This window comes from Gemmatirosa kalamazoonensis (assembly GCF_000522985.1).
Lineage (GTDB): Bacteria > Gemmatimonadota > Gemmatimonadetes > Gemmatimonadales > Gemmatimonadaceae > Gemmatirosa > Gemmatirosa kalamazoonensis.
Genome location: NZ_CP007128.1, coordinates 2430344 through 2449610 on the forward strand (window position 1 = coordinate 2430344; position 19267 = coordinate 2449610).

Sequence of the window (19267 nt, forward strand, 5' to 3'; positions counted from 1 at the left end):
CCCTCCTGCCCTCCTGCCCTCAGGCGTCAGCCCGTGATCTTGCCCGCCGGGACGGAGTAGATCAGCCGGATGGTGGCCTGGTCGGCGGTGGAGAGCTCACGGACGCGGACGCGCGGCGCCATGATGTTCGTCGGATCGGTCGTGTGGTCGAGGCCGAGCAGGTGGCCGATCTCGTGGAGCGCGATGGCGCGGATCTGCGGGGCGTCGAGCGGGTCGCCGTCGCGGTGGTGCAGCGCGATCGTGATGTCGCCGTCGACGATCCACCAGCTGTCGTCGCGCGACCAGACGGTCTTGCCGCTGATCGGCTCGTTGAAGCGGTCGATCCACTTCACGTGGACGTCGGCGTGCGCGGAGTCGGGCGCGAGCTCGAAGTTGACCGGGATGCCGACGGTGCCCCACGTGTTGAACGCGATGCGCACCTCGTTCTCGAAGCCGGGCTGCCAGCCGGGCATCCCGCGGCCATTCCCGATCCAGATGCGGAGCGGGCGCTCCACGCGGTCGGGCCAGCGGGCGAGCGCGGAGTCGCGGTCGAGCAGGACCTCGCCGATGTAGGTCCCCGCCTCGTTCGCCTGCAGCCGCTCGCGCACGTCGTCGCGGCGCATGCGGCGGACGCTGAGCGGGAGCTCGGCGGTCGCGGCGGCGCTCGGCCGGTGCACGGTGGGCGAGGCGGGCGACAGCGGCGCGACGGTGCCCGACGACGAGAGCTGCGTCTTGTGCGCAGACTCCGCGGTGCGATACGACTCCGTCCCGACGAACAGGGCGAGCGTACCGACCAAGGCGACCAGCGTGTGCTCGATTCGCTTCATGTGGGGCGCGCGGCGGGGGGCGCGAGGCAGCGGCGCGAGCTACCTCGGGGTGGGGACGAGCGAGGAGGGAGCGGGGGAGAGCGCGGTCGTGCCGAGGAACGCGTTCACCAGGCCGAAGAACCGCTCGGGGGCTTCCCAGAACGGCATGTGGCCGGCGTTCGCGACGAGCTCGAGGCGGGCGTGCGGGAGGAGACCGACGGTGCGGCGCGACTGCGCCACGGGGATCAGATCCCGCTCGCCATGGATGACGAGCGAGGGGACGGAAAGGGCACGCAGCGGCTCGCGCCAATCGTACCCGTCGCGCCGGAGCCGGGCGGCCACGACGGCGCCGGTCCCGCTCGAGGTTCGGGGTGGGACGAACAGCGTCGCCAGCGCCTGGTCGGCGAACCACGCCGGGTAGTAGGCGCGGGCGTACGCGCTATGAAACCGTGGGTCGGGCTCGGTGAGGCCGGTGGGGTCGAACGCGGCGAGCGCGTCGTGCGCCGCGGGATTGCACTCCGCGAGGTACGCGAGCGCCGCGTCGTGCAGTCCGGGGAGCCACTCGCTCGCCGCGCCCACGGGGTCGACGAGGACGAGGCGGCGCGTGGCCGGCTGATCCTGAAGAACACCCAGCATCGCGATCCCCCCGCCCCACGAGTGCCCGAGCACGTCCCACCGGTCGATGCCGAGCGCCTCGCGGATCGCGGGGAGGTCGCCGCCGTCGTGCTCGATGCGGGCGGCACGGACGCCCGGGGGCGCCTGGCTCGCACCGCGGCCGCGCTGGTCGTAGAGCACGACCTGGCGGTGCGCGGCGAGCGGCGCGAGCGCCGGCCAGAGGATCCGATGGTCGTAGAGCAGCCCGCCGTTCACGCACACGAGCGGCAGCGTGTCGGGCACCGGCGGCGACGTGAACACGGCGAACTCCAGCCCACGCGCGCGCACGTGATGGCGCGCGAGCCGCGGGGGATGCCCGAGGCTCTTGCGGAAGGCGAGGAAGCGCTCGCGACTCGTGGACACGGAGGCGGATGCGGCGGGACGATCTACGGCGGGACGATCTAGGGCGGGACGATCACCTGCGGGACGATCACCTGCGGGACGATCACCTGCGGGACGATCACCTGCGGGACGATCACCTGCGGGACGCGTACGGCGGGCGGCCGCCGTGCACTGGAGCGCGGCGGCGGCTGGAGCGAGGGCGTGTTGTCGTGCGGGGGCGAGCGGGCGGGATCCGGTGCGGCGCGTGCGCCACGTCACCGGCGAGTCTTACAGTGGCACGATGTTACGTGGAGCGCAAACCATTTCGTGCCCCGCATCCCGTTAGCGACCCGCGGTTCGTACCGCCATATGGTCGAGCGCGTTCCGTAGCCCGCGCGCGAGCGCAGCCGCATCGTCGTTCGCCCAGAAGTGCATGAAGAACAGCCGCGGCTCCTCGTCGAGCATGTGGCTGTGCAGCGCGGTGACCTCGATGCCGGCGCCGTGCAGCGCGCGGATCACGGGATTCACTTCGGCGGCGCGGAGCACGAAGTCGCCGGTGATCGCGGCGCGCCCGCTGCCCGTCGGCTGGAAGTTGATCGCCGTGGCGACGCCCATCGACGGCGGCACCTCGTGGCCGTCCTCGCGAATGGTCTCGCGACGCGGCACGCTCACCTGGTAGACGCCACCGTTCGCCTTGCCCGCGACGCCGAGGGTACGGGCGACCGCGGCGGTGTCGAGGTCGAGCGCGGGCGGCGTAGCAGGCGCCGGCGACGCGGCGGGCGTGCCGGTGCGGGCGAGCGCGTCGTGCACGGTGCGGGCGATCTTCACCGGATCGCCGTGCGCGGAGACGTGCATGTACATGACGTGCGGCGACTCGCCGAGCACGTGATTGTGGAGCGCGGTCTGCTCGACGCCGCCGGCCTGCAGCGCGCGCATCACGGGCCCGACCTCGGCCTCGAGCATCACGAGGTCGCCCATGGCCATGACGCTCCCGCCGCCGACGTCGCGGAACGCGAGCCAGCTCCCGAGCGCGAGCGCGGGGGCGAGCCTAACGCCGTTCACCGTGACCTGGAGGTCGCTGCGCGGGAAGCCGTAGCGCATCACGCCCGCGGCCTGCGCGGCGCCCTTGCGGCCGAGCGCGGAATCGACGGCGGCCCAGTCGCGGGCGGGCTGGGCATGGGCGGCCGCGGCGACGCAGATCAGCGAGACGAGCGAGAATCGACACTGCATCCGGGTCTCCTTGGATCGACGCTGGGAATCTCACACGGTGCCGCGTGAGATCTACACCGAGTGTCACCATGGCCGCACGAAGTCCGCGATGCGGCCGGTGGCGACGAGATCGTGCAGCTCGTGGCCGAGCGCGGCGCTCATGTCGACGGCGGTCTGCCAACGGCGGATGCGCTCCGACTCGGACAACGTGTAGAAGTCGCGACGGTCGGGGATCTTCCCGCCGGGAAGCGACGCGACGAACGCGTCCGACGGAGCGACGAGGAGCGCGCGGCGGAAGTTGTCGCCGCGGGCGCGACGCCACGGGAGCGACTTGTCGAACCAGCCGGGGACGACGTGCGCATAGAAGTGCGGGTAGAGCACGAGGCCCGGGCCGGCGCCGAAGTCGAGGTCGAGGTGGTAGTCGAGCACCCCGCCGTCCCAGTAGACGCCGGCGGGCGCGTCGGGGACGTGCACGCCCTCCATGAGCAGCGGGATGGAGCCGGAGGCGAGGAGCGCGGCGTGGAGGTTGGCGCGGCGGAGCGGGACGTGCGTCGTCGGCAGGTCGGCGAGATGGCGGAACGGCGTCTCGTCGCCGCACGAGTGGAACACGACGCGCCGCATCTGGAGCGCGAGCGTGCGGCGGCTCACGAGGTTGCCCGCGGCGGCGAGCGCGATGCCGGCGGACAGCGCGAGGCGCCGGGTGCTCGCGACGAGCCCGCGCGCCGCCGCGGTGAGGACGTGCAGGCGCGCCCACGGGTGGGTGAGGATCTCGTCGACGCCGGTGGTGCCTAACAGCCGGTCGAGCGCGCGCGTGAGCACGGCGCTCACCTCGCTCGGCGACGGCTTCGGCGAATAGCGCTGTTCGTGCACGTACGCGTGGTGACCGCGCGCGAGCGCCGCGGCGGGGTCGCGCTGCGCGAGGCACGCCATGCGCCAGCTGCCGATCGAGGAGCCGATGAGGTGCATCGGGCGCGTGCGGGGCGCGCGGAGGAAGTCGCCGAACAGCCACGTATCGAGCCCGGCGAGGGCGAGCCACTTCGCGCCCCCGGACGCGGCGGGGAGGACGTCGACGTCCTCGGCGCGCAGGCCGCGCGCGCGGACGAGGGCGAGCGCGTCGGGGCCGGCGCGGAGCGTGAGCGACGAGGGCACGGGCGGAAGGTAGCGGCGCGCCCGGCCGAGTGCCTAACGATTCAGCGTGACGCGCGACACAGTCGGGGCGTGGGCGGGAACACGGCTTGCGGCCGCCGGTCCCGCCGCGCCGGAGCGCGGCGAACACACCCGGAGGGAGTCACATGGCACATGATGACCGCATCCGCGACATCGACGCGTCCTCGACCGGCGCACTCGTCCACGCCAAGGACCTCAAGGACTTCAAGCTGCCGGAGGGTCGTCCCGATCCCCGAGGCTGGGACGTGCTGCTCGCCGACGGCACGAAGGTGGGGAAGGTGGAGGACCTGCTCGTCGACACGAGCTCGCGCCAGGTGCGCTACCTCGAGTTCGACGTGGCCGACGCGGTCGTGAAGGCGGGTGGGCGCGAGTACGCGCTCGTGCCGATCGGGGCGGCGCGGCTCGACGACGACCGCGACGACGTGATCGTGAACCTGTCGCTCGCGGATCTGCGCGACGTGCCGCTGTACGACCGGCGTGAGCTGTCGCGCGACTACGAGCAGCGGCTGCACGAGTTCCTCGACGAGCGGCCGCACGCGGCGCGGCGCGACGTGGAGACGACGCGCGGCGTGGAGCGGCCCGTCGTGGCGGCCGACCGCGCGGCGGACTTCTACGCGAACCCGTACTACGACGAGAAGTCGTTCTTCGGCGCACGGCGCGCGGCTGCGCCCGGCGCCGGCGCCGCCGACCGCGCGACGACGAGCGGGCTCGCCGACCGCGTGGTCGACGCGGCGGACAACGTCAAGGACCGGATCGACGGCAACCCGGCGTCGCGGCCGGGTCCGGATCCGACGGACCGGCAGATCGGGCGGCGGTGAACCGTCGGAACTCGGGACTCGGGACTCGGGACTCGGGACTCGGGACTCGGGACTCGGGACTCGGGACTCGGGACTCGGGGGGGCTCCGGGCGTCATGCCCGGGGCCCCTTTCGCGTCAGGAGCGCCCGCTCGGTGGCAGGCCCTTCGCCGCGACGCGCTCCACGGCGTCGCAGAACGCGTCGAGGTCGGCCGGCGACGTGTAGACGTTGGGCGTGACACGGACGCCGCGGAACGACGCGCGATCGTAGCGGATGCTCTGCACGAGGATGCCGAGCCGGTCGCGCAGGAAGCGCTGCAGGGCGTCGTCGTCCACGCCGTCGAGCGAGAAGCTCGCCAGCCCGCAGCTCATCTCGGGCGACGCGAAGCTCGTGGAGAAGCGCACCTTCGGCACCTTCGCGAGGCGGTCGGCCCAGGTGCGCGTGAGGAAGCGCAGACGCGCTTCCTTGCGCGCGGCGCCCAACGTCTCGTGGAAGTGCATCGCGTCGCCGATCGCGACGAACGGCGCCATGGAGCGTGTGCCGATGTCCATGAACTTCCACGCGACGTCCTTCGGCGCGGCCGGCGCGGTGGGGAGGAGCGGCCACACCTTCGCGAGCTTGTCGCGCCGCCCGTAGAGCAGCCCGGTGCCGATGGGCGCCATGAGCCACTTGTGGAGGCTGGCCGCGTAGTAGTCGCACCCGAGGTCGGCGATCTTGAAGTCGACGTGCGCGAACCCCTGCGCGCCGTCGACGACCACGTCGGCGCCGCGCGCGTGCGCCATCTCGCAGATCTGCTTCACGGGAAAGAACTGCCCGGTGAGGTTCACCGGCTGCGACACGAGCACGAGACGGGTGCGCGGTGTCATGCCGCCTTCGATCGTCTCGCGGAGCTGCTCCATGGATGCCGCGGGCACCGGCACGGCGACGCGCTTCACGACGATGCCATCGCGCGCGGCGCGCTGGTCGAGCGCGTTCTGCATGGCCCAGTAGTCGTGCGTCGTCGTGAGCACCTCGTCGCCGGGGCGCAGGTCGTAGCCGAGCAGCACGGTGTGCAGCGCCTCGGTGGCGTTGCGGGTGACGGCCACCTCCTCCGGCGCGCAGCCGAGCAGCGCGGCGAGCTCGCGGGCGAGGTTGGCGGTGCCGGGGCCGAGCATGTCGCGCACCAGCACCGGCGCGTCCTGCTCCATCTCGAGGTGACGGACGAGCGACTCGGTGACGACGCGCGGCGACGGCGAGACGTTGCCGTTATCGAGGTTCACGATGGACGGCGCGACCGTGAACGCGGCACGCACCTCGCGCCAGAACTGCTCATCGTCGGCCGCGTCGGCGGGCGCGCCGTGGCGCAGCCGGTCCGCCGCGGCGGCGATGGCGCGCCGGCGAGGCGTTCCAAAGTCGGCCACCACCGCGGTGCCTAACGTGGTGCCGAGCGCGCCGGCGGCGCGTCCCACGAACGCGCGCCGCGAGAGCGGGTGTCGGGAGCGCGGGAGCACGGTCTCTCCTCCGGTGACCGGGAGAATGCGAGAGGGGGGGCGCCCATGACATAGGCGCCCCGTGCCGCTCCCGCAACCGTCCGCGATCGCGCTCGACGTCGGCTACGCCAGCTTCGTCGCGTTCGTCGCCGCCTTCTGCGCCTTCAGCGTGAGCTCGGTCGCGAGGAAGCAGTGCGCCTGCGACATCGCCGTCTCCGTGCGATTCAGCACGTCGTCGACGAGCTGGCGACCGAACGGGAGCTCGACCTTCGAGCAGTCGATGCGCTGGATGCCCTTGCCGTCGACGAGGAAGAGGTGGTTGCCGCCGGGCAGGCCGCCGATGTCGACGTACTTGCGCGCCTCGATGTAGCCGTCGGTGCCGAGGATCGTGAGGCGGCCGTCGCCCCACGTCGGGAGGCCGGCGGGGGTGAACCAGTCGACGCGCACGTAGCCCGTGCCGCCGTCGCCGCGCAGCATCACGTCGCCGAAGTCCTGGAACTTCGGGTGCTCGGGGTGGTGCATGTTGCCGACCTGCGCGGCGACGACCTCGCCCTTCGTGGAGCCGGTGTAGAACAGGAACTGGTCGATCTGGTGCGAGCCGATGTCGGTGAGGATGCCGCCGTACTGCGCGGGATCCCAGAACCACTCGGGGCGCGACGGGGGGTTGATGCGGTGCGGCGCGAGATTCACGGTCTGCACGACGTCGCCGATCGCGCCGGCCTTCACGAGCTCGCCCGCCTTCACCGCGGCCGGGACCTCGAGGCGCTCGCTGTACAGGATGGAGTAGATGCGCTTCGTCTGCGCCTGCACGCGGCGCACCTCGGCGAGCTGGTCGAGCGTCGTGATGCCGGGCTTGTCGGAGAGATAGTCCTTGCCGGCCTTCATGACGCGAATGCCTAACGGCGCGCGCTCCACCGGGATGATCGACGAGAGGACGAGCTTGATGCTCGGGTCGTCGAGCACCGCGCGCTCGTCGGCGACGGCCTTCGCCTGCGGGTAGCGGCGCGCGAACGCCGCGGCGATCTCGGGCTCGCGGATGTGGTACGACACGAGCTCGCCGCCGCCACGCACGACGGCGCCGATCATGCCGTGGATGTGGTCGTGGTTCGCGCCGACGACGCCGAAGCGGAGGCGCGGCGCGCGGCGATCCGAGGTCGGCGCGGCGTGGGTGGCGGCGAGGCCTCTCGCTGCGCTCGGGAGGGCAGTCGCGGAGAGCGCGGCGGCCGAGGCCTTCAGGAGGTCGCGGCGAGTCAGGTTCGGCATGAGCGTGGCGGTGGGGGAGGCTCGGCGCTCGCCCTCGACGGGGGCGCACGTCAAGTTACGCCGCGCCTCGCCAGAGCGTTTACCGCCCCCTGCTCCCACCCGCCCGCGTGCACCCGCTCCTCATCCTGCTGCTCGGCATGGCGACCGTCCTGGTCGCGATCATCGCGTTCCGGGTGAACGCGTTCCTGGCGCTGATCGGCGCCGCGATCCTCGTCAGCGTGCTCGCGCCCGGCGACCCGGCGACGAAGATCGCGCGCGTGGCGGACGGGTTCGGGCGCACGGCGGGGAGCGTGGGCGTCGTGATCGCGCTCGCGGCGGTGATCGGCGCGGCGATGACGGAGAGCGGGGCCGCGGACCGCATCGTCGGCGGCTTCCTCAACCTGCTCGGCGAGCGGCACGACGCGGTGGCGCTCGGCGCGACGGCGTTCGTGCTGTCGCTGCCGGTGTTCTTCGACACGGTGTTCTTCCTGCTCGCGCCGCTCGCGCGGTCGATGTACGCGCGCACGAACCGACAGTACCTGAAGTACCTGCTCGCCATGACGTCGAGCGGCGTGGCGACGCACACGCTCGTGCCGCCGCACCCGGGACCGTTAGGCGTGGCCGACGCGCTCGGCGTGGATCTCGGGCTCATGGTGCTGATGGGCGTCGTCGTCGCGCTGCCGTCGGCAATCGTCGGCTTCCAGTTCGCGCGGTGGCGCGACCGCACGATGCCGATCCCGATGCGCGTGCCGATCGCCGCCCATGCCGCGCCCGAGGCGCAGGCCGCGCTGCCGGCGCTGCTGCCGTCGCTGCTGCCGGTGGTGCTGCCGGTGCTGCTCATCGCGTCGAACACGATCGTGGACGCGCTGCGCACGCGCGACGCGGCGCGGGCGGCGCTGTGGGCGGCGGCGCGGCCGGTGACGGCGACGATCGGCCACCCGGTGACGGCGCTGTTCGTGTCGGCGGTGATCGCGATGTGGCTCTACGCGCGCCGCCGCCGGCCGACGCGCCAGGAGCTGGCGGAGCTCGTGGAGCGGTCGCTCATGGGCGCGGGGATCGTCATCCTCATCGTCGCCGCCGGGGGCGCGTTCGGCGCGTCGCTGCAGGCGACGGGGATCGGCCCGGTGATCCAGGGCGCGTTCGCGCGCGGCGTGTCGAACCCGGGCCTAACGGTGCTGCTGCTCGCGTTCGTGATCACGATGGTGATCCGCGCCGCACAGGGCTCCAGCACGGTGGCGATGATCACCACCGCGGGGATGCTCGGCGCGATGGTGAAGGGGATCGCGCTGCCGTATCACACCGTCTACATCGGCACGGCGATCGCCAGCGGCTCGCTCATGGCGAGCTGGATGAACGACGCCGGGTTCTGGATCTTCAGCAAGGTGGGCGGCGCGACGGAGGCGGAGACGTTCCGCTCGTGGACGCCGCTGCTCTCCATCGTGGGGCTCACCGGGCTCGCGACGACGCTCCTGCTCGCGCGGCTGCTGCCCCTGCGATGAGGGGGGTGCCTAACGCGAGAGGGCCCGCCGGATCTTCGGATCCGGCGGGCCCTCTCGCGTCAGGCTTCCGTGTGGCTTACCGGCAGCCCCACGACACGATGTAGCCGGAGAAGTGCCAGATCGGGAACGTCAGGTACTGGTCCGTGCTGAACGCGAGCGGGAAGCGCATCTGCGACGCCGTGGCGTTCGCCGTCGACGGGTCGACGTCGGCGTCGTTGCCGAAGTAGGCGAGTGCGCCGGACGTGAACCCGGTCGGCGCCGTGCCGTTCAGGACCGTCTTGTCCTGGATGAACACGAGCGGGAGGGCGAACACCGCGCCCGCGGGCTGGAAGTCGTACGCTGCCGCCTTGCCCGGACGCGCGGTGATGCTGAACGTCGTCGGCGCGCTGACGGCGCCCGGCGGCACCCAGAGGTACGCGCCGGCGGTCGGCAGCTGCACCATGCCGCCGTCGACGCCGATGACGGCCGACGCGCTTTGCATGCTGGTGAGCGGCGACAGGCGCTGCATCCCCTTCACGGACTGCGTCTCGCGCGAGACCGTGTCGTGGAGCGTGGCGAGGTACGCGACGATGCTGTCGATCGACGAGCCGTCGCTCTTGTCCAGGCCGAGGCCCTTGCCGTTGCCGTTCCCCCCCTTGGCGAACGTCGCGACGGGGTTCGGCCGCGCGGTGGGCGCGCTCGGCGCGTCGGCGCAGGCCGCCGCGGTCATCGCGGCGACGACTGCGACGAGCCCAGCGAACAGGTGCTTTCTCATGACTCTCCCGAACTGCACAGGTGGATGGTGACCGACCGTAGCGTCGTCGGCGTCGGTCAGGGGGGTGCCCCAGCAGACGACGTAGTCGGAGAAGTGCGGGACCGCGAAGGTCCCTCGTGCGCCGTCCTCGATCGGGTAGTGCACTTCGGTGACGGTGGCGACGCCGTTGGTCTCATCGATCGCGCTGGCGTGCTCGTAGTAGCCGAGCTGCATGCGCATCGGCCGGCCGCTCTGCAGCGGCGGCGGCTCGAGCAACGACGGGTCCTGCTCGAACCGAAGCGAGGGCGTGAACTCGCTGCCCTCCGGCTCGAAATCGTACGCGACGAGTCGCCCGGCCCGCGCGGTGACGCGGAAGGGCGTGGGCTCGCCGACCACGTCAGCGGGCACGACGAGGCGCAACCCAGTCTCGGGCAGCTCCAGCGTGCCCCCTTCGGGGCCGATCAATGCCGTGGCACTCACGTCCCGCACGAGCGGGAACAGCCACTGCGCGGCGGTGACTTCCGTGCCGGCCCCACTCACCGCCGCGCTCCGAGGCTCGTACGCGGACCGGCCGACTGTTTCCTGCTTCGAGTCATTGGCTCCACGGGTAGCGACAGCCGCGGGTGCCCCGGACACGAGGGCACGCGTCCGGAACCGGGGGTGTCTGGTCCAAGGCAAGGGCTGGCGCTCCCGAGTCTCGGACGGTCGGCGCGGGACTTTAGCGATTCCGTGAAAATCCCCGGGCGGTGGGATCCGGGGCTCGCCCGGCGAGGAGCGTTCGTCCACACTTACAACGGTGGATGCAGCGCACTTCAACGTCTCGGAGGTCGACGTGACGCCGTCTCTGGAGGACGTGCTCGGCTCGGCGGAGGTGGTGTCCGCGGGGCGCATCGTGGGCGAGGGGCCGGCGGGGGCGCTGCCGCTCACCCCGGAGCTGCTGCGCGAGGCGCCGAGCGGAGATCTGTTCGGGCTGACGCAGAACGTCGGCATGGGGTGGAGCGCGGCGCGGCTCGGCGGCCGCCAGTACGTCGTGGTGAGCACGATGGGCGGGCTCCGCGGCGAGGACGGGACGCCGATCGCGTTGGGCTACCACACGGGGCACTGGGAGATCGGGCTGCTCGTGCGCGAGGCCGCGGAGACGCTGCGCGCGCACGGCGCGATCCCGTTCGCCGCGTACTGCTCCGACCCGTGCGACGGCCGCACCCAGGGCACGACGGGGATGTTCGACTCGCTGCCGTACCGCAACGACGCGGCGACGGTGATGCGGCGCCAGATCCGGTCGCTGCCCACGGCGTCCGGCGTGTTGGGCATCGCGACGTGCGACAAGGGGCTGCCGGCGACGATGCTCGCCCTCGCGGGGACGCGCGCGCTCCCCGGCGTGGTGGTGCCGGGCGGCGTGACGCTTCCCGCGCGGGGCGCCGAGGACGCGGGACAGATCCAGAGCCTCGGCGCGCGGTTCGCGCGCGACCTCGTGACGCTCGACTACGCGGCGGAGATGGGGTGTCGCGCGTGCGGCTCGGCCGGCGGCGGGTGCCAGTTCCTCGGCACCGCGGCGACGTCGCAGGTGGTGGCGGAAGCGTTAGGCCTCGCGCTGCCGCACTCGGCGCTCGCCCCATCGGGCGAGCCGTCGTGGCTCGAGCTCGGCCGCCGCTCGGCGCTCGCGCTCGTGCGGCTCGACGCGCTCGGCATCCCGCTGGCGCGGATCCTCACGCCGGGCGCGGTCGCGAACGCGATGCTCGTGCACGCGGCGTTCGGCGGCTCGACGAACCTGCTGCTCCACATCCCGGCGATCGCGCACGCGGCGGGGCTCACGCCACCGACGGTGGACGACTGGATCCGCGTGAACCGCGCGACGCCGCGGCTCGTCGACGCGCTGCCTAACGGGCCGCGCGGACACCCCACCGTGCAGGTGTTCATGGCCGGCGGCGTGCCGGAGGTGATGCTGCATCTCCGGCGGTTAGGCCTGCTCGACGGGCGCGTGCTGACGGCCACGGGCGACACGCTCGACGCGACGCTCGACTGGTGGGAGGACAGCGAGCGCCGGCGCGCGGCGCGCGCGCGCGTCTGTCGGCGGGCGCGCAGGTGTCGCCCGACGACGTCGTGATGTCGCCGGACGCGGCGCGACGCGCGGGGCTCACGAGCACGGTCGTGTTCCCGGTCGGGAACCTCGCGCCGGAGGGATCCGTCATCAAGGCGACGGCGATCGACCGCTCCGTGGTGGACGACGACGGCGTGTACCGTCACACGGGACCCGCGCGCGTGTTCGCCGACGAGCACGAGGCGATCCGCGCCGTGAAGGGCCTAACGGACCGCCCGGTGCAGGCCGGCGACGTCATCGTGCTCGTGGGCAACGGCCCATCGGGGACGGGGATGCAGGAGACGGCGCAGATCACGACCGCGCTCAAGTTCCTGCCGTGGGGCAAGCACGTCGCGCTCGTCACCGACGGGCGCTTCTCCGGGCTCTCGACCGGCGCGTGCGTCGGGCACGTGGGACCGGAGGCGCTGCAGGGCGGCCCGATCGGCCGCGTGCGCGACGACGACCTGATCGAGATCGTGATCGACCGCGCGTCGCTGCTCGGCTCCGTGAACCTCGTGGGCGTGGCGGGGGAGCGGCTGCCGCGGGAGGCGTGCGACGACGTGCTCGCGGGGCGCGCGCCGCTCCCCGGGCTCGCGCCGCACCCCGCGCTGCCTAACGACACGCGGCTGTGGGCGGCGCTGCAGCGGGCGAGCGGCGGCACGTGGGCGGGGTGCGTGTACGACGTCGATCGCATCGTCGCCGCGATCGAGGCGGGCCTCGCGGCGACGAGCGGCGCGGAGAGCGAGGCGGTGCTGAAGCCGGCGGACAACTTCTGAGCGCGCTCAGCGGAACAGATCGGTGCCCGGCGCGGTGGAGAACGCGCGGGCCAGCGACACGGCGCCGTTCCACGTCCGCTCCTGGAGCGGGACGATGCGCGCGACGACCTCCGCCGAGTACTGCGTGTGATGGCACGCCATGGCGCGGCGTGCGGCGTCGAGATCGGCCGGGGCGACGCTCACGCGCATACTGAGATACTTCGCCTGCGGCACGAGCATCGGAGGCGCCCCGCGCGGGTTCATCGCCTGCATCCCTTCCACGGGGATCCACGCGTAGAACAGCCGCTCGGGGACGCCCGGTGCGCCGGCCCGGACGAGCTGCGTCACGACGTCGCCGACGAGGCGGTGGTCGGGGTGACCGGTGGCGCCGTCGGGGCCGAACGTGACGATCGCGTCGGGGCGGAGCCGCTGCAGCTCGTCGGCGATCCGCTGCGTCAGGCGATAGAGCAGCGACGGATCGGCGGCGTAGTCGCCGAGCTTCGCGTCGGGAAAGTCGAGCGTGACGGGCTCGCGAATGCCGAGCGCCTGCGACGCGCAGCGGAGCTCGTCGGCGCGCACACGCGCCAGCTCGGGGCCGCGCGGGATGTCGGTGTGTGCGCCGCCCTGTGCACCGTCGGTGGCGACGACGACGTACACATGCGCGCCCTCGCGGGCGTATCGCGCGAGCACGGGTCCGACGATCCCTTCGTCGTCGGCGTGGGCGAACACCGCGACGAGCGTGCGCGGCGCGGCCGGCTGCGCGAGGGCGACTGGAGCGAGCAGCGTGGCGGCCGCGGCGTGGGCGATGAGGTTCGGGGCGCGCATGGTCGGTCATCTCCCGTTGGGGTTCGACCGCACGATGCGTCCCTCGCGCGAGGCGCGCCTTGATCTGCGACAACCGCCGCGGTCAACGCTCCTTGAGCTTGCGGCGGATGCGGCTGAGCGTCTCGGGCGTCATGCCGAGGTACGAGGCGAGCATGTGCTGCGGCACCCGGTCCACCATCCACGGATACCGCTCGGCGTAGTCGGCGTAGCGCTCCTCCGCCGACGCGTGGAGGTAGAGCGCCATGCGCCGTTCCGTCGCGTCCCGACTGCGCTGCAGCCCCATCCGGAACCCGCGGCCCTGGTCGGGAGACGCCTCGAGCATGCGCTCGAACGAGTGGCCGTCGATCATGAGCACCTCGGAGGGCTCGATCGCGACGATGTAGTAGGGCGTCGGGTTGCCCGTGGAGAAGCTCTGCAGGTCGCCGACCCACGCGCCCTCCTCGGAGAAGCGGAGGATGGACTCGTTGCCGTTCGCGTCGACGGAGTACCACCGGAAGAGGCCGCGCACGACGAACGCGCCATGCGTGGTGACCTCGCCGGCGCGCTGGTAGGCCTGCCCCTTCCGGAACGAGCGGGGGACGAAGAGCGTGCGCATCCTGGCGGCCGTCTCCGGCGGCACCCGGTCGCTCGGTGCGAGCGTCGCGAGGAGAAACTCGTACGGGTCGCGCTGCGCCGGTCGCTTCGCGTCAGGCGCCGCGGGGCCGGGGCGGGCGGTCGCCGCCGCCGACTCCTCCAGCGCGCGCAGCACCTCGCGCGCCGACGCCGGCCGCGCCGAGGGCTCGCGCTGCAGCAGCCGCGCGACGAGCGTCGCGAGCGCGGCCGGAACCTCGGGCCGCAGCTCGTCGAGCGGGCGCGGGATCTCGGTGAGCTGCGCCGCGAGGACGCGCATCGGCGTGGATCCCGCGAACGGCTGCGTGCCGGCGAGCATCTCGTAGCCCATGACGCCGAGCGCGTAGAGATCCGCGCGCGCGTCGACCTCGCGCTCGCCGGCGACCTGCTCCGGCGCCATGTAGCCGAGCGTGCCGATCCCGAGCCCGGTGGACGTTAGGCGGTCGCCGCCGCTGGACGGCTCGAGCGCACGCGCGACGCCGAAGTCGGCGAGGACGGCGTGGCCGTGCTGCAGGAGCACGTTCTCCGGCTTCACGTCGCGATGCACGACGCCCGCCTCGTGCGCGCACGCGAGCGCGTCGGCGACCTCGCCGAGGATGCGCACCGCGTCGGCGATCGGCACGGGGCGCTCGCGCTCGAGCCGCGCGCGCAGCGATTCGCCGCGCACGAACGGCATCACGTAGAAGTGCAGCCCGTCCTGCGCGCCGGCGTGCAGCACGGGGAGGATGTGCGGGTGCTGCAGCCGCGCCGTGACGAGCATCTCGCGCCGGAACCGTTCCGCGCTCACGTCGTTCGCGAGCTCGGGCGGGAGCAGCTTCACGACGACCGGCCGCTCGAGCGCGCGCTCGGTGGCGAGGAAGAGTCGGCTCATGCCGCCAGGCGTCAGCTCGCGCTCGAGAGCGTAGCCGTCGCCGAGCGCGTGCTCGAGGCGAGCCTGAAGCGGCATCTCCAAGGGCGCTCCTCCCCTCGCGGTGTGCGGCCCAACCTAGGGCGCGGCGCCCGGCCGCGATAGCTTGCCGTCGCCCCGCGCCCAACCCGCTCCCGACATGCGACTCTACCGCACCGCCGGAACGCCGGTCCTCGAGATCGAGGGCCGATTCCATCCCCTCGCCGAAGCGTGGGACGCGCTGATCGCGCGCGAAGATCTCGTCGCCCATCTGCGTGCGGTGGCGTCGCGCGGCCGCGGCGGCGTGCGGCTCGACGAGGAGATCCTCGCGCCGGTGGACGGGCAGGAGGTGTGGGCCGCCGGCGTGACGTACTGGCGCAGCCGCACGGCGCGCATGGAGGAATCGAAGGACGCCGGCGGCGGCACGTTCTACGACCGCGTGTACGAGGCCGAGCGGCCGGAGCTCTTCTTCAAGGCCGCCGGGTGGCGCGTGCGCGGGCCGGGCGACGCGATCCGCGTGCGGCGCGACGCGCGATGGAGCGTGCCGGAGCCGGAGCTCGCGCTCGTCATCGGCCCGCGCGGCACGATCGTCGGCTACACGGCGGGCAACGACGTCAGCTCGCGCGACATCGAGGGCGAGAACCCGCTGTACCTGCCGCAGGCGAAGGTGTACGACGGCTCGTGCGCGCTGGGCCCCGCGATGCTCGTGGCCGAGCAGCCGTTAGGCAGCGAGACGCGCATCGCGGTGCGGATCGCGCGCGGCGGCGCGGCGGTGTTCGCGGGGGAGACGACGCTGGCGCAGATGCGGCGCACGCCGGAGGAGCTGGCGGCGTGGCTGTTCCGCGAGACGAGCTTTCCGCGCGGCGCGGTGCTGCTCACGGGGACCGGTATCGTGCCGCCCGACGACTTCACGCTGGCGAGCGGCGACGAGGTGCGGATCGAGATCGACGGGATCGGCGCGCTCGTGAACAGGGTGGAGTGAGGTGCGAGGGGCGAGACGAGTACTGAATGGGGATCGCGGGATCTTGAAGGATCCGAAGATCCCCATTTCGTGCTCGTCTCACAGCTCCTAACGAGCCTAACGCGATCGAGTCCGCGGCTCGCAGCTCGACGCCCGTGCCTCGCCCGGCGGGCCGAGCACGCGATAGATCGCGCGACAGGCGTCGAACCGCGCGCGCGCGCCTCCGCCGTGTCGCCGCGCGCGCGCTCGGTCTCGCCGAGGTGGCCGAGGATGGACGCGCGCTGTGCCGTCGGGAACGACGTCACGCGCCCGAGCGAGTCCAGCGCCGTGCGCAGCACCGCGCGCGCCGAGTCGACGCGTCCGCGGCGCAGCAGCAGCTCGCCGAGGACGTCGAGCGCGGGGACCATGCGCCAGAACGGGACGGTGCCGGCGGCCACGTAGCGCGCGAGCACGTCGCGAGCGCCGCGCTCGGCGACGTCGACGCGGCCGCGAAGCAGCGCGATCCGCGCGATGCCCAACAGATCGTCCGCGACGTCGGGGTGCCGGTCGTCGAGCGCGGCACGCTTGATGGCGAGCGACCGCGTGAACAGCGTGTCCGCCTCGTCGAGTCGACCCGCGGCCGTCGCGGTGGCCCCGAGATCGGCGTAGCCGTTGGCGATCTCCGCGGCGCCGAGATCGGAGCGCACGCGCACGTCGAGCGCGCGACGATAGTGCCATTCCGCGCCCGCGATGTCGCCGCGGGCCAGCCGGACGTGGCCGATCGTCTCGTGCGCGTTCGCGAGCTGGGCGCGGTGCACGGCGCTGTCGCGAAGAATGTCGATCGCCTGCGCCGCGGCGCTCTCCGCGCCGGCGAGGTCGCCGAGCCGCTGCAGCGCGCGCGCGCGCCCGTGGAGGAAGACGGCCACGGCGGTGCTGCGCGGGCCCACTCGCGCGCGGATCACCGGCAGCGCGGAGTCGAGCTGCGCGAGCGCCGCCGACAGGTCGCCCGCGAGGCTCAGCGTCTCCGCATAGTCGGAGCGCATGTCGGCGACGGCGTATGCGTCGGGATGGTCGGCGATGCGCTGCGCCATCGCCTGGCCGGCGAGCCGTGTCGCCATGCGGAAGTCGCCGAGCCCACTGTAGCCCCGCGAGAGCGCGAACAGCACGTCGGAGCGCAGCGTGCCGCCGGCCGGGTCGGGTTTGACGAGGTACGAGCGGGCGACGCCGCTGTCGAGCAGACTGCGGAGCGAGCGGTCGTGTCCCGCACCCGCCTCGTACGGGTACGGGAGGTCGAGGAGGCCGAGGAGGAAGTTCGCCACCTCCGCGGTGCGCCGCGTCTCGCGTTCGGCACGACGGGCCTGCACCACCGCGGTGACGGTCGCGCCGACGAGCGTCGCGATCGCGAGCGCGCCGAGCGCCACGCCGCCGCGGTGGCGCCTAACGAACTTGCCGGCGCGGTACGTCCAGCCGTCGGGGCGCGCGCTCACCGGCAGGCCGCCGAGCCAGCGCGCGAGATCCGCGTCGAGCGCCTCGACGGAGCCGTAGCGGCGCGCGGGGTCGGTGCGCAGGCCGGCGAGCGCGATCGTGTCGAGGTCACCGCGCAGCTGTCGGCGGTGCGACTCGGGCGCGGCGTCGGATGGACGCACGGGCTCCGTCTCGAGCACCGCGCGCTCGAGGTCTCGCCACGATCGCGCCGCGCCGTGCGGCGGCCGGCCGGCGAGCAGGCGGTACAGCACGGCGGCGAGCGAGTACACGTCGCTCGTCACCGTCGGCGCCTCGCCGCGGAACTGCTCCGGGCTGGCGTAGGCCGGGGTGAGCATGCGCGACGTCGCCAGCCCCGAGGCGTCGGCGCGGTCGCGTGCGAGCGCGTCGTCGGCGAGCGGCCGCGCGATGCCGAAGTCGACGAGCTTCACGACCCCGTCGTCGGTCACGAGCACGTTCGACGGCTTGAGGTCGCGGTGGACGACGAGCCGCTGGTGCGCGTAGCGCACCGCGCCGCACACCTGGCGCAGCAGCGCGACGCGTCCGCGCACGTCCAGCCGCCGCGCGTCGCACCACGCGTCGATCGGCACGCCGTCGACGAACTCCATGGCGTAGTACGGGCTTCCGTCGGCGGTGACGCCGCCGTCGAGCAGGCGCGCGATGCCCGGGTGGTCGAGCCCCGCGAGGAGCTCGCGCTCGCGGCGGAAGCGGCCCGACAGTCGCGCGCGGTCGACCGAGTCGCGGACGATCTTCAGCGCGGCGCGTCGCGCGAACGCCCCGTCGGCGCGCTCCGCCTCGTACACCTCGCCCATGCCGCCGGCACCGACGAAGCGGACCACGCGCCACGGCCCGACGTGCGTGCCTTCCGTCAGGCCGACGCGTGGCGGCGACAGGCCGCCGGGCGGCAGCGGCGGCGCGTCGAACATCGACGCCGGCTCGTCGGCCGCGGCGAGCCACCGTCGGACGTCGGCCGCGAGCTCCGCGTCGTCGGCGCAGCGCTCGGCGACGAGCCGCTCGCGCGACGCCGCGTCGAGGTCGAGCGCGGCGTCGACGATGTCCGACGCGCGCCGCCACCGCGCCGCGACGTCGGACCCGACGTCGGACGCGTCATTCACGGAGCGCGGCCTCGAGCCACGCGCGCGCGCGCCGCCAGTCGCGATTCACGGTGCGCGCGCTGACGCCGAGCACCGCGGCCGTCTCGTCCTCGGACAGACCGCCGAAGAAGCGGCACTCGACGATGCGCTGCAGCCGCGGGTCGAGCGCCGTCAGCCGGTCCATCGCGTCGTCCAGCGCGAGCATCGTCACCGACCACTCCTCCGGGGACGCGTCGGCGAGCTTCAGCGTCGGGCGCGCGCCGATGCCCGCGCGGGCGTCGCGGCGCTCGGCGAGGCCGCGGCGCGCGTGGTCGACGAGCACGCGGCGCATGACGCGCGACGCGACGGCGAGGAAGTGCGTGCGGTCGCGCAGCGGGGGACCGGACGGCTCGTCGAGGCGCAGCCAGGCCTCGTGCACGAGCGCGGTGGGAGAGAGCGTGTGCCCCGGCCGCTCGCGCCGCATGTGGCGCTCGGCGATCCCGCGCAGCGCGTCGTAGACGAGCGGCGCGAGTCGCTCCATCGCGTCCGCCTCGCCGCCGTGCCAGGCGTGCAGCAGCGCGGTGATCTCGCCAGCCGGCGCCGGCGACGCGGGATCGCGGTCGAAGTCGGAGCACACGGGGCGAGCTTGGCGCCACCGGGGGCGCCGCGCAAGTCGATTTGGCGAGCCCTCCGCCCATTCTGCGCATCTCCGGGCGCCCACGCTCGTGCCGTCCGCGCACCTCAG

At 73.5% G+C, this 19267-nt stretch carries 13 protein-coding genes and 2 pseudogenes; 4 read left to right on the plus strand and 11 right to left on the minus strand.

Translation table 11 applies throughout. The annotated features are described in order from the left end of the window. Positions 1–26 precede the first annotated feature (26 nt). The 4 genes from J421_RS10555 to J421_RS10575 form a co-directional block, all read right to left on the minus strand. Entirely contained in the window at positions 27–806 is a 780-nt protein-coding gene (locus J421_RS10555) for a matrixin family metalloprotease (protein ID WP_025411146.1), read from the minus strand. 39 nt (positions 807–845) lie between these two features. Beyond that, positions 846–1802, minus strand: coding sequence for an alpha/beta fold hydrolase (locus tag J421_RS10560; protein WP_025411147.1), 957 nt, complete (start codon positions 1800–1802; stop codon positions 846–848). A 300-nt stretch (positions 1803–2102) separates the two neighbouring features. Then, entirely contained in the window at positions 2103–2990 is an 888-nt protein-coding gene (locus tag J421_RS10570) for a DUF1259 domain-containing protein (RefSeq protein ID WP_025411148.1), read from the minus strand. Positions 2991–3053: 63 nt separating this feature from the next. After that, a complete protein-coding gene (locus tag J421_RS10575) occupies positions 3054–4118 on the minus strand; it encodes a patatin-like phospholipase family protein (protein ID WP_025411149.1) in 1065 nt (354 codons plus the stop codon). A 143-nt stretch (positions 4119–4261) separates the two neighbouring features. Between J421_RS10575 and J421_RS33615 the strand changes: the two genes are divergently transcribed. Then, the gene (locus J421_RS33615; protein WP_025411150.1) at positions 4262–4954 is read left to right on the plus strand and encodes a PRC-barrel domain-containing protein; all 693 of its coding nucleotides are present in this window, start codon (positions 4262–4264) and stop codon (positions 4952–4954) included. Positions 4955–5069: 115 nt separating this feature from the next. Here the strand turns inward: J421_RS33615 and J421_RS10590 are convergent, their stop codons facing one another. Both J421_RS10590 and J421_RS10595 read right to left on the minus strand, forming a co-directional pair. Continuing rightward, complete coding sequence (locus J421_RS10590; RefSeq protein WP_025411151.1) at positions 5070–6422, minus strand: aminotransferase class V-fold PLP-dependent enzyme; 1353 nt, start codon at positions 6420–6422, stop codon at positions 5070–5072. A 102-nt stretch (positions 6423–6524) separates the two neighbouring features. Beyond that, a complete protein-coding gene (locus J421_RS10595; protein WP_025411152.1) occupies positions 6525–7664 on the minus strand; it encodes a Gfo/Idh/MocA family protein in 1140 nt (379 codons plus the stop codon). Between the two features lie 107 nt (positions 7665–7771). Between J421_RS10595 and J421_RS10600 the strand changes: the two genes are divergently transcribed. Then, entirely contained in the window at positions 7772–9142 is a 1371-nt protein-coding gene (locus J421_RS10600; protein ID WP_025411153.1) for a GntP family permease, read from the plus strand. Between the two features lie 76 nt (positions 9143–9218). Here the strand turns inward: J421_RS10600 and J421_RS10605 are convergent, their stop codons facing one another. Beyond that, on the minus strand, positions 9219–10511 hold the full coding sequence (locus tag J421_RS10605) for a hypothetical protein (RefSeq protein ID WP_148306255.1): 1293 nt from the start codon (positions 10509–10511) through the stop codon (positions 9219–9221). A gap of 208 nt (positions 10512–10719) precedes the next feature. Here J421_RS10605 and J421_RS34595 point away from each other — a divergent pair. After that, positions 10720–12728: pseudogene (locus J421_RS34595) on the plus strand (YjhG/YagF family D-xylonate dehydratase). Between the two features lie 6 nt (positions 12729–12734). On the opposite strand, the gene J421_RS10615 reads toward J421_RS34595, so the two are convergent. Then, positions 12735–13532 carry a PIG-L deacetylase family protein gene (locus J421_RS10615; protein WP_025411155.1) on the minus strand — a complete coding sequence of 266 codons (798 nt, stop codon included), beginning with the start codon at positions 13530–13532 and terminating at the stop codon, positions 12735–12737. Positions 13533–13614: 82 nt separating this feature from the next. Beyond that, positions 13615–15087, minus strand: coding sequence for a protein kinase domain-containing protein (locus J421_RS10620; RefSeq protein WP_025411156.1), 1473 nt, complete (start codon positions 15085–15087; stop codon positions 13615–13617). A gap of 100 nt (positions 15088–15187) precedes the next feature. On the opposite strand from J421_RS10620, the gene J421_RS33915 reads away from it, so the two are divergent. Continuing rightward, complete coding sequence (locus tag J421_RS33915) at positions 15188–16009, plus strand: fumarylacetoacetate hydrolase family protein (RefSeq protein WP_104022487.1); 822 nt, start codon at positions 15188–15190, stop codon at positions 16007–16009. Between the two features lie 431 nt (positions 16010–16440). Here J421_RS33915 and J421_RS33920 read toward each other — a convergent pair. Both J421_RS33920 and J421_RS10635 read right to left on the minus strand, forming a co-directional pair. After that, positions 16441–18375, minus strand: a pseudogene (locus tag J421_RS33920) (serine/threonine-protein kinase); the annotation flags it as partial. 181 nt (positions 18376–18556) lie between these two features. Beyond that, entirely contained in the window at positions 18557–19159 is a 603-nt protein-coding gene (locus J421_RS10635) for a sigma-70 family RNA polymerase sigma factor (protein ID WP_025411158.1), read from the minus strand. Between the last annotated feature and the right edge of the window lie 108 nt (positions 19160–19267).

Bases quoted from the DNA above. Each gene is read 5' to 3' on its own strand.
- J421_RS10555 (WP_025411146.1), bottom strand. From the start codon at position 806: ATGAAGCGAATCGAGCACACGCTGGTCGCCTTGGTCGGTACGCTCGCC.
- J421_RS10570 (WP_025411148.1), bottom strand. From the start codon at position 2,990: ATGCAGTGTCGATTCTCGCTCGTCTCGCTGATCTGCGTCGCCGCGGCC.
- J421_RS33615 (WP_025411150.1), top strand. From the start codon at position 4,262: ATGGCACATGATGACCGCATCCGCGACATCGACGCGTCCTCGACCGGC.
- J421_RS10595 (WP_025411152.1), bottom strand. From the start codon at position 7,664: ATGCCGAACCTGACTCGCCGCGACCTCCTGAAGGCCTCGGCCGCCGCG.
- J421_RS10615 (WP_025411155.1), bottom strand. From the start codon at position 13,532: ATGCGCGCCCCGAACCTCATCGCCCACGCCGCGGCCGCCACGCTGCTC.
- J421_RS10620 (WP_025411156.1), bottom strand. From the start codon at position 15,087: ATGCCGCTTCAGGCTCGCCTCGAGCACGCGCTCGGCGACGGCTACGCT.
- J421_RS33915 (WP_104022487.1), top strand. From the start codon at position 15,188: ATGCGACTCTACCGCACCGCCGGAACGCCGGTCCTCGAGATCGAGGGC.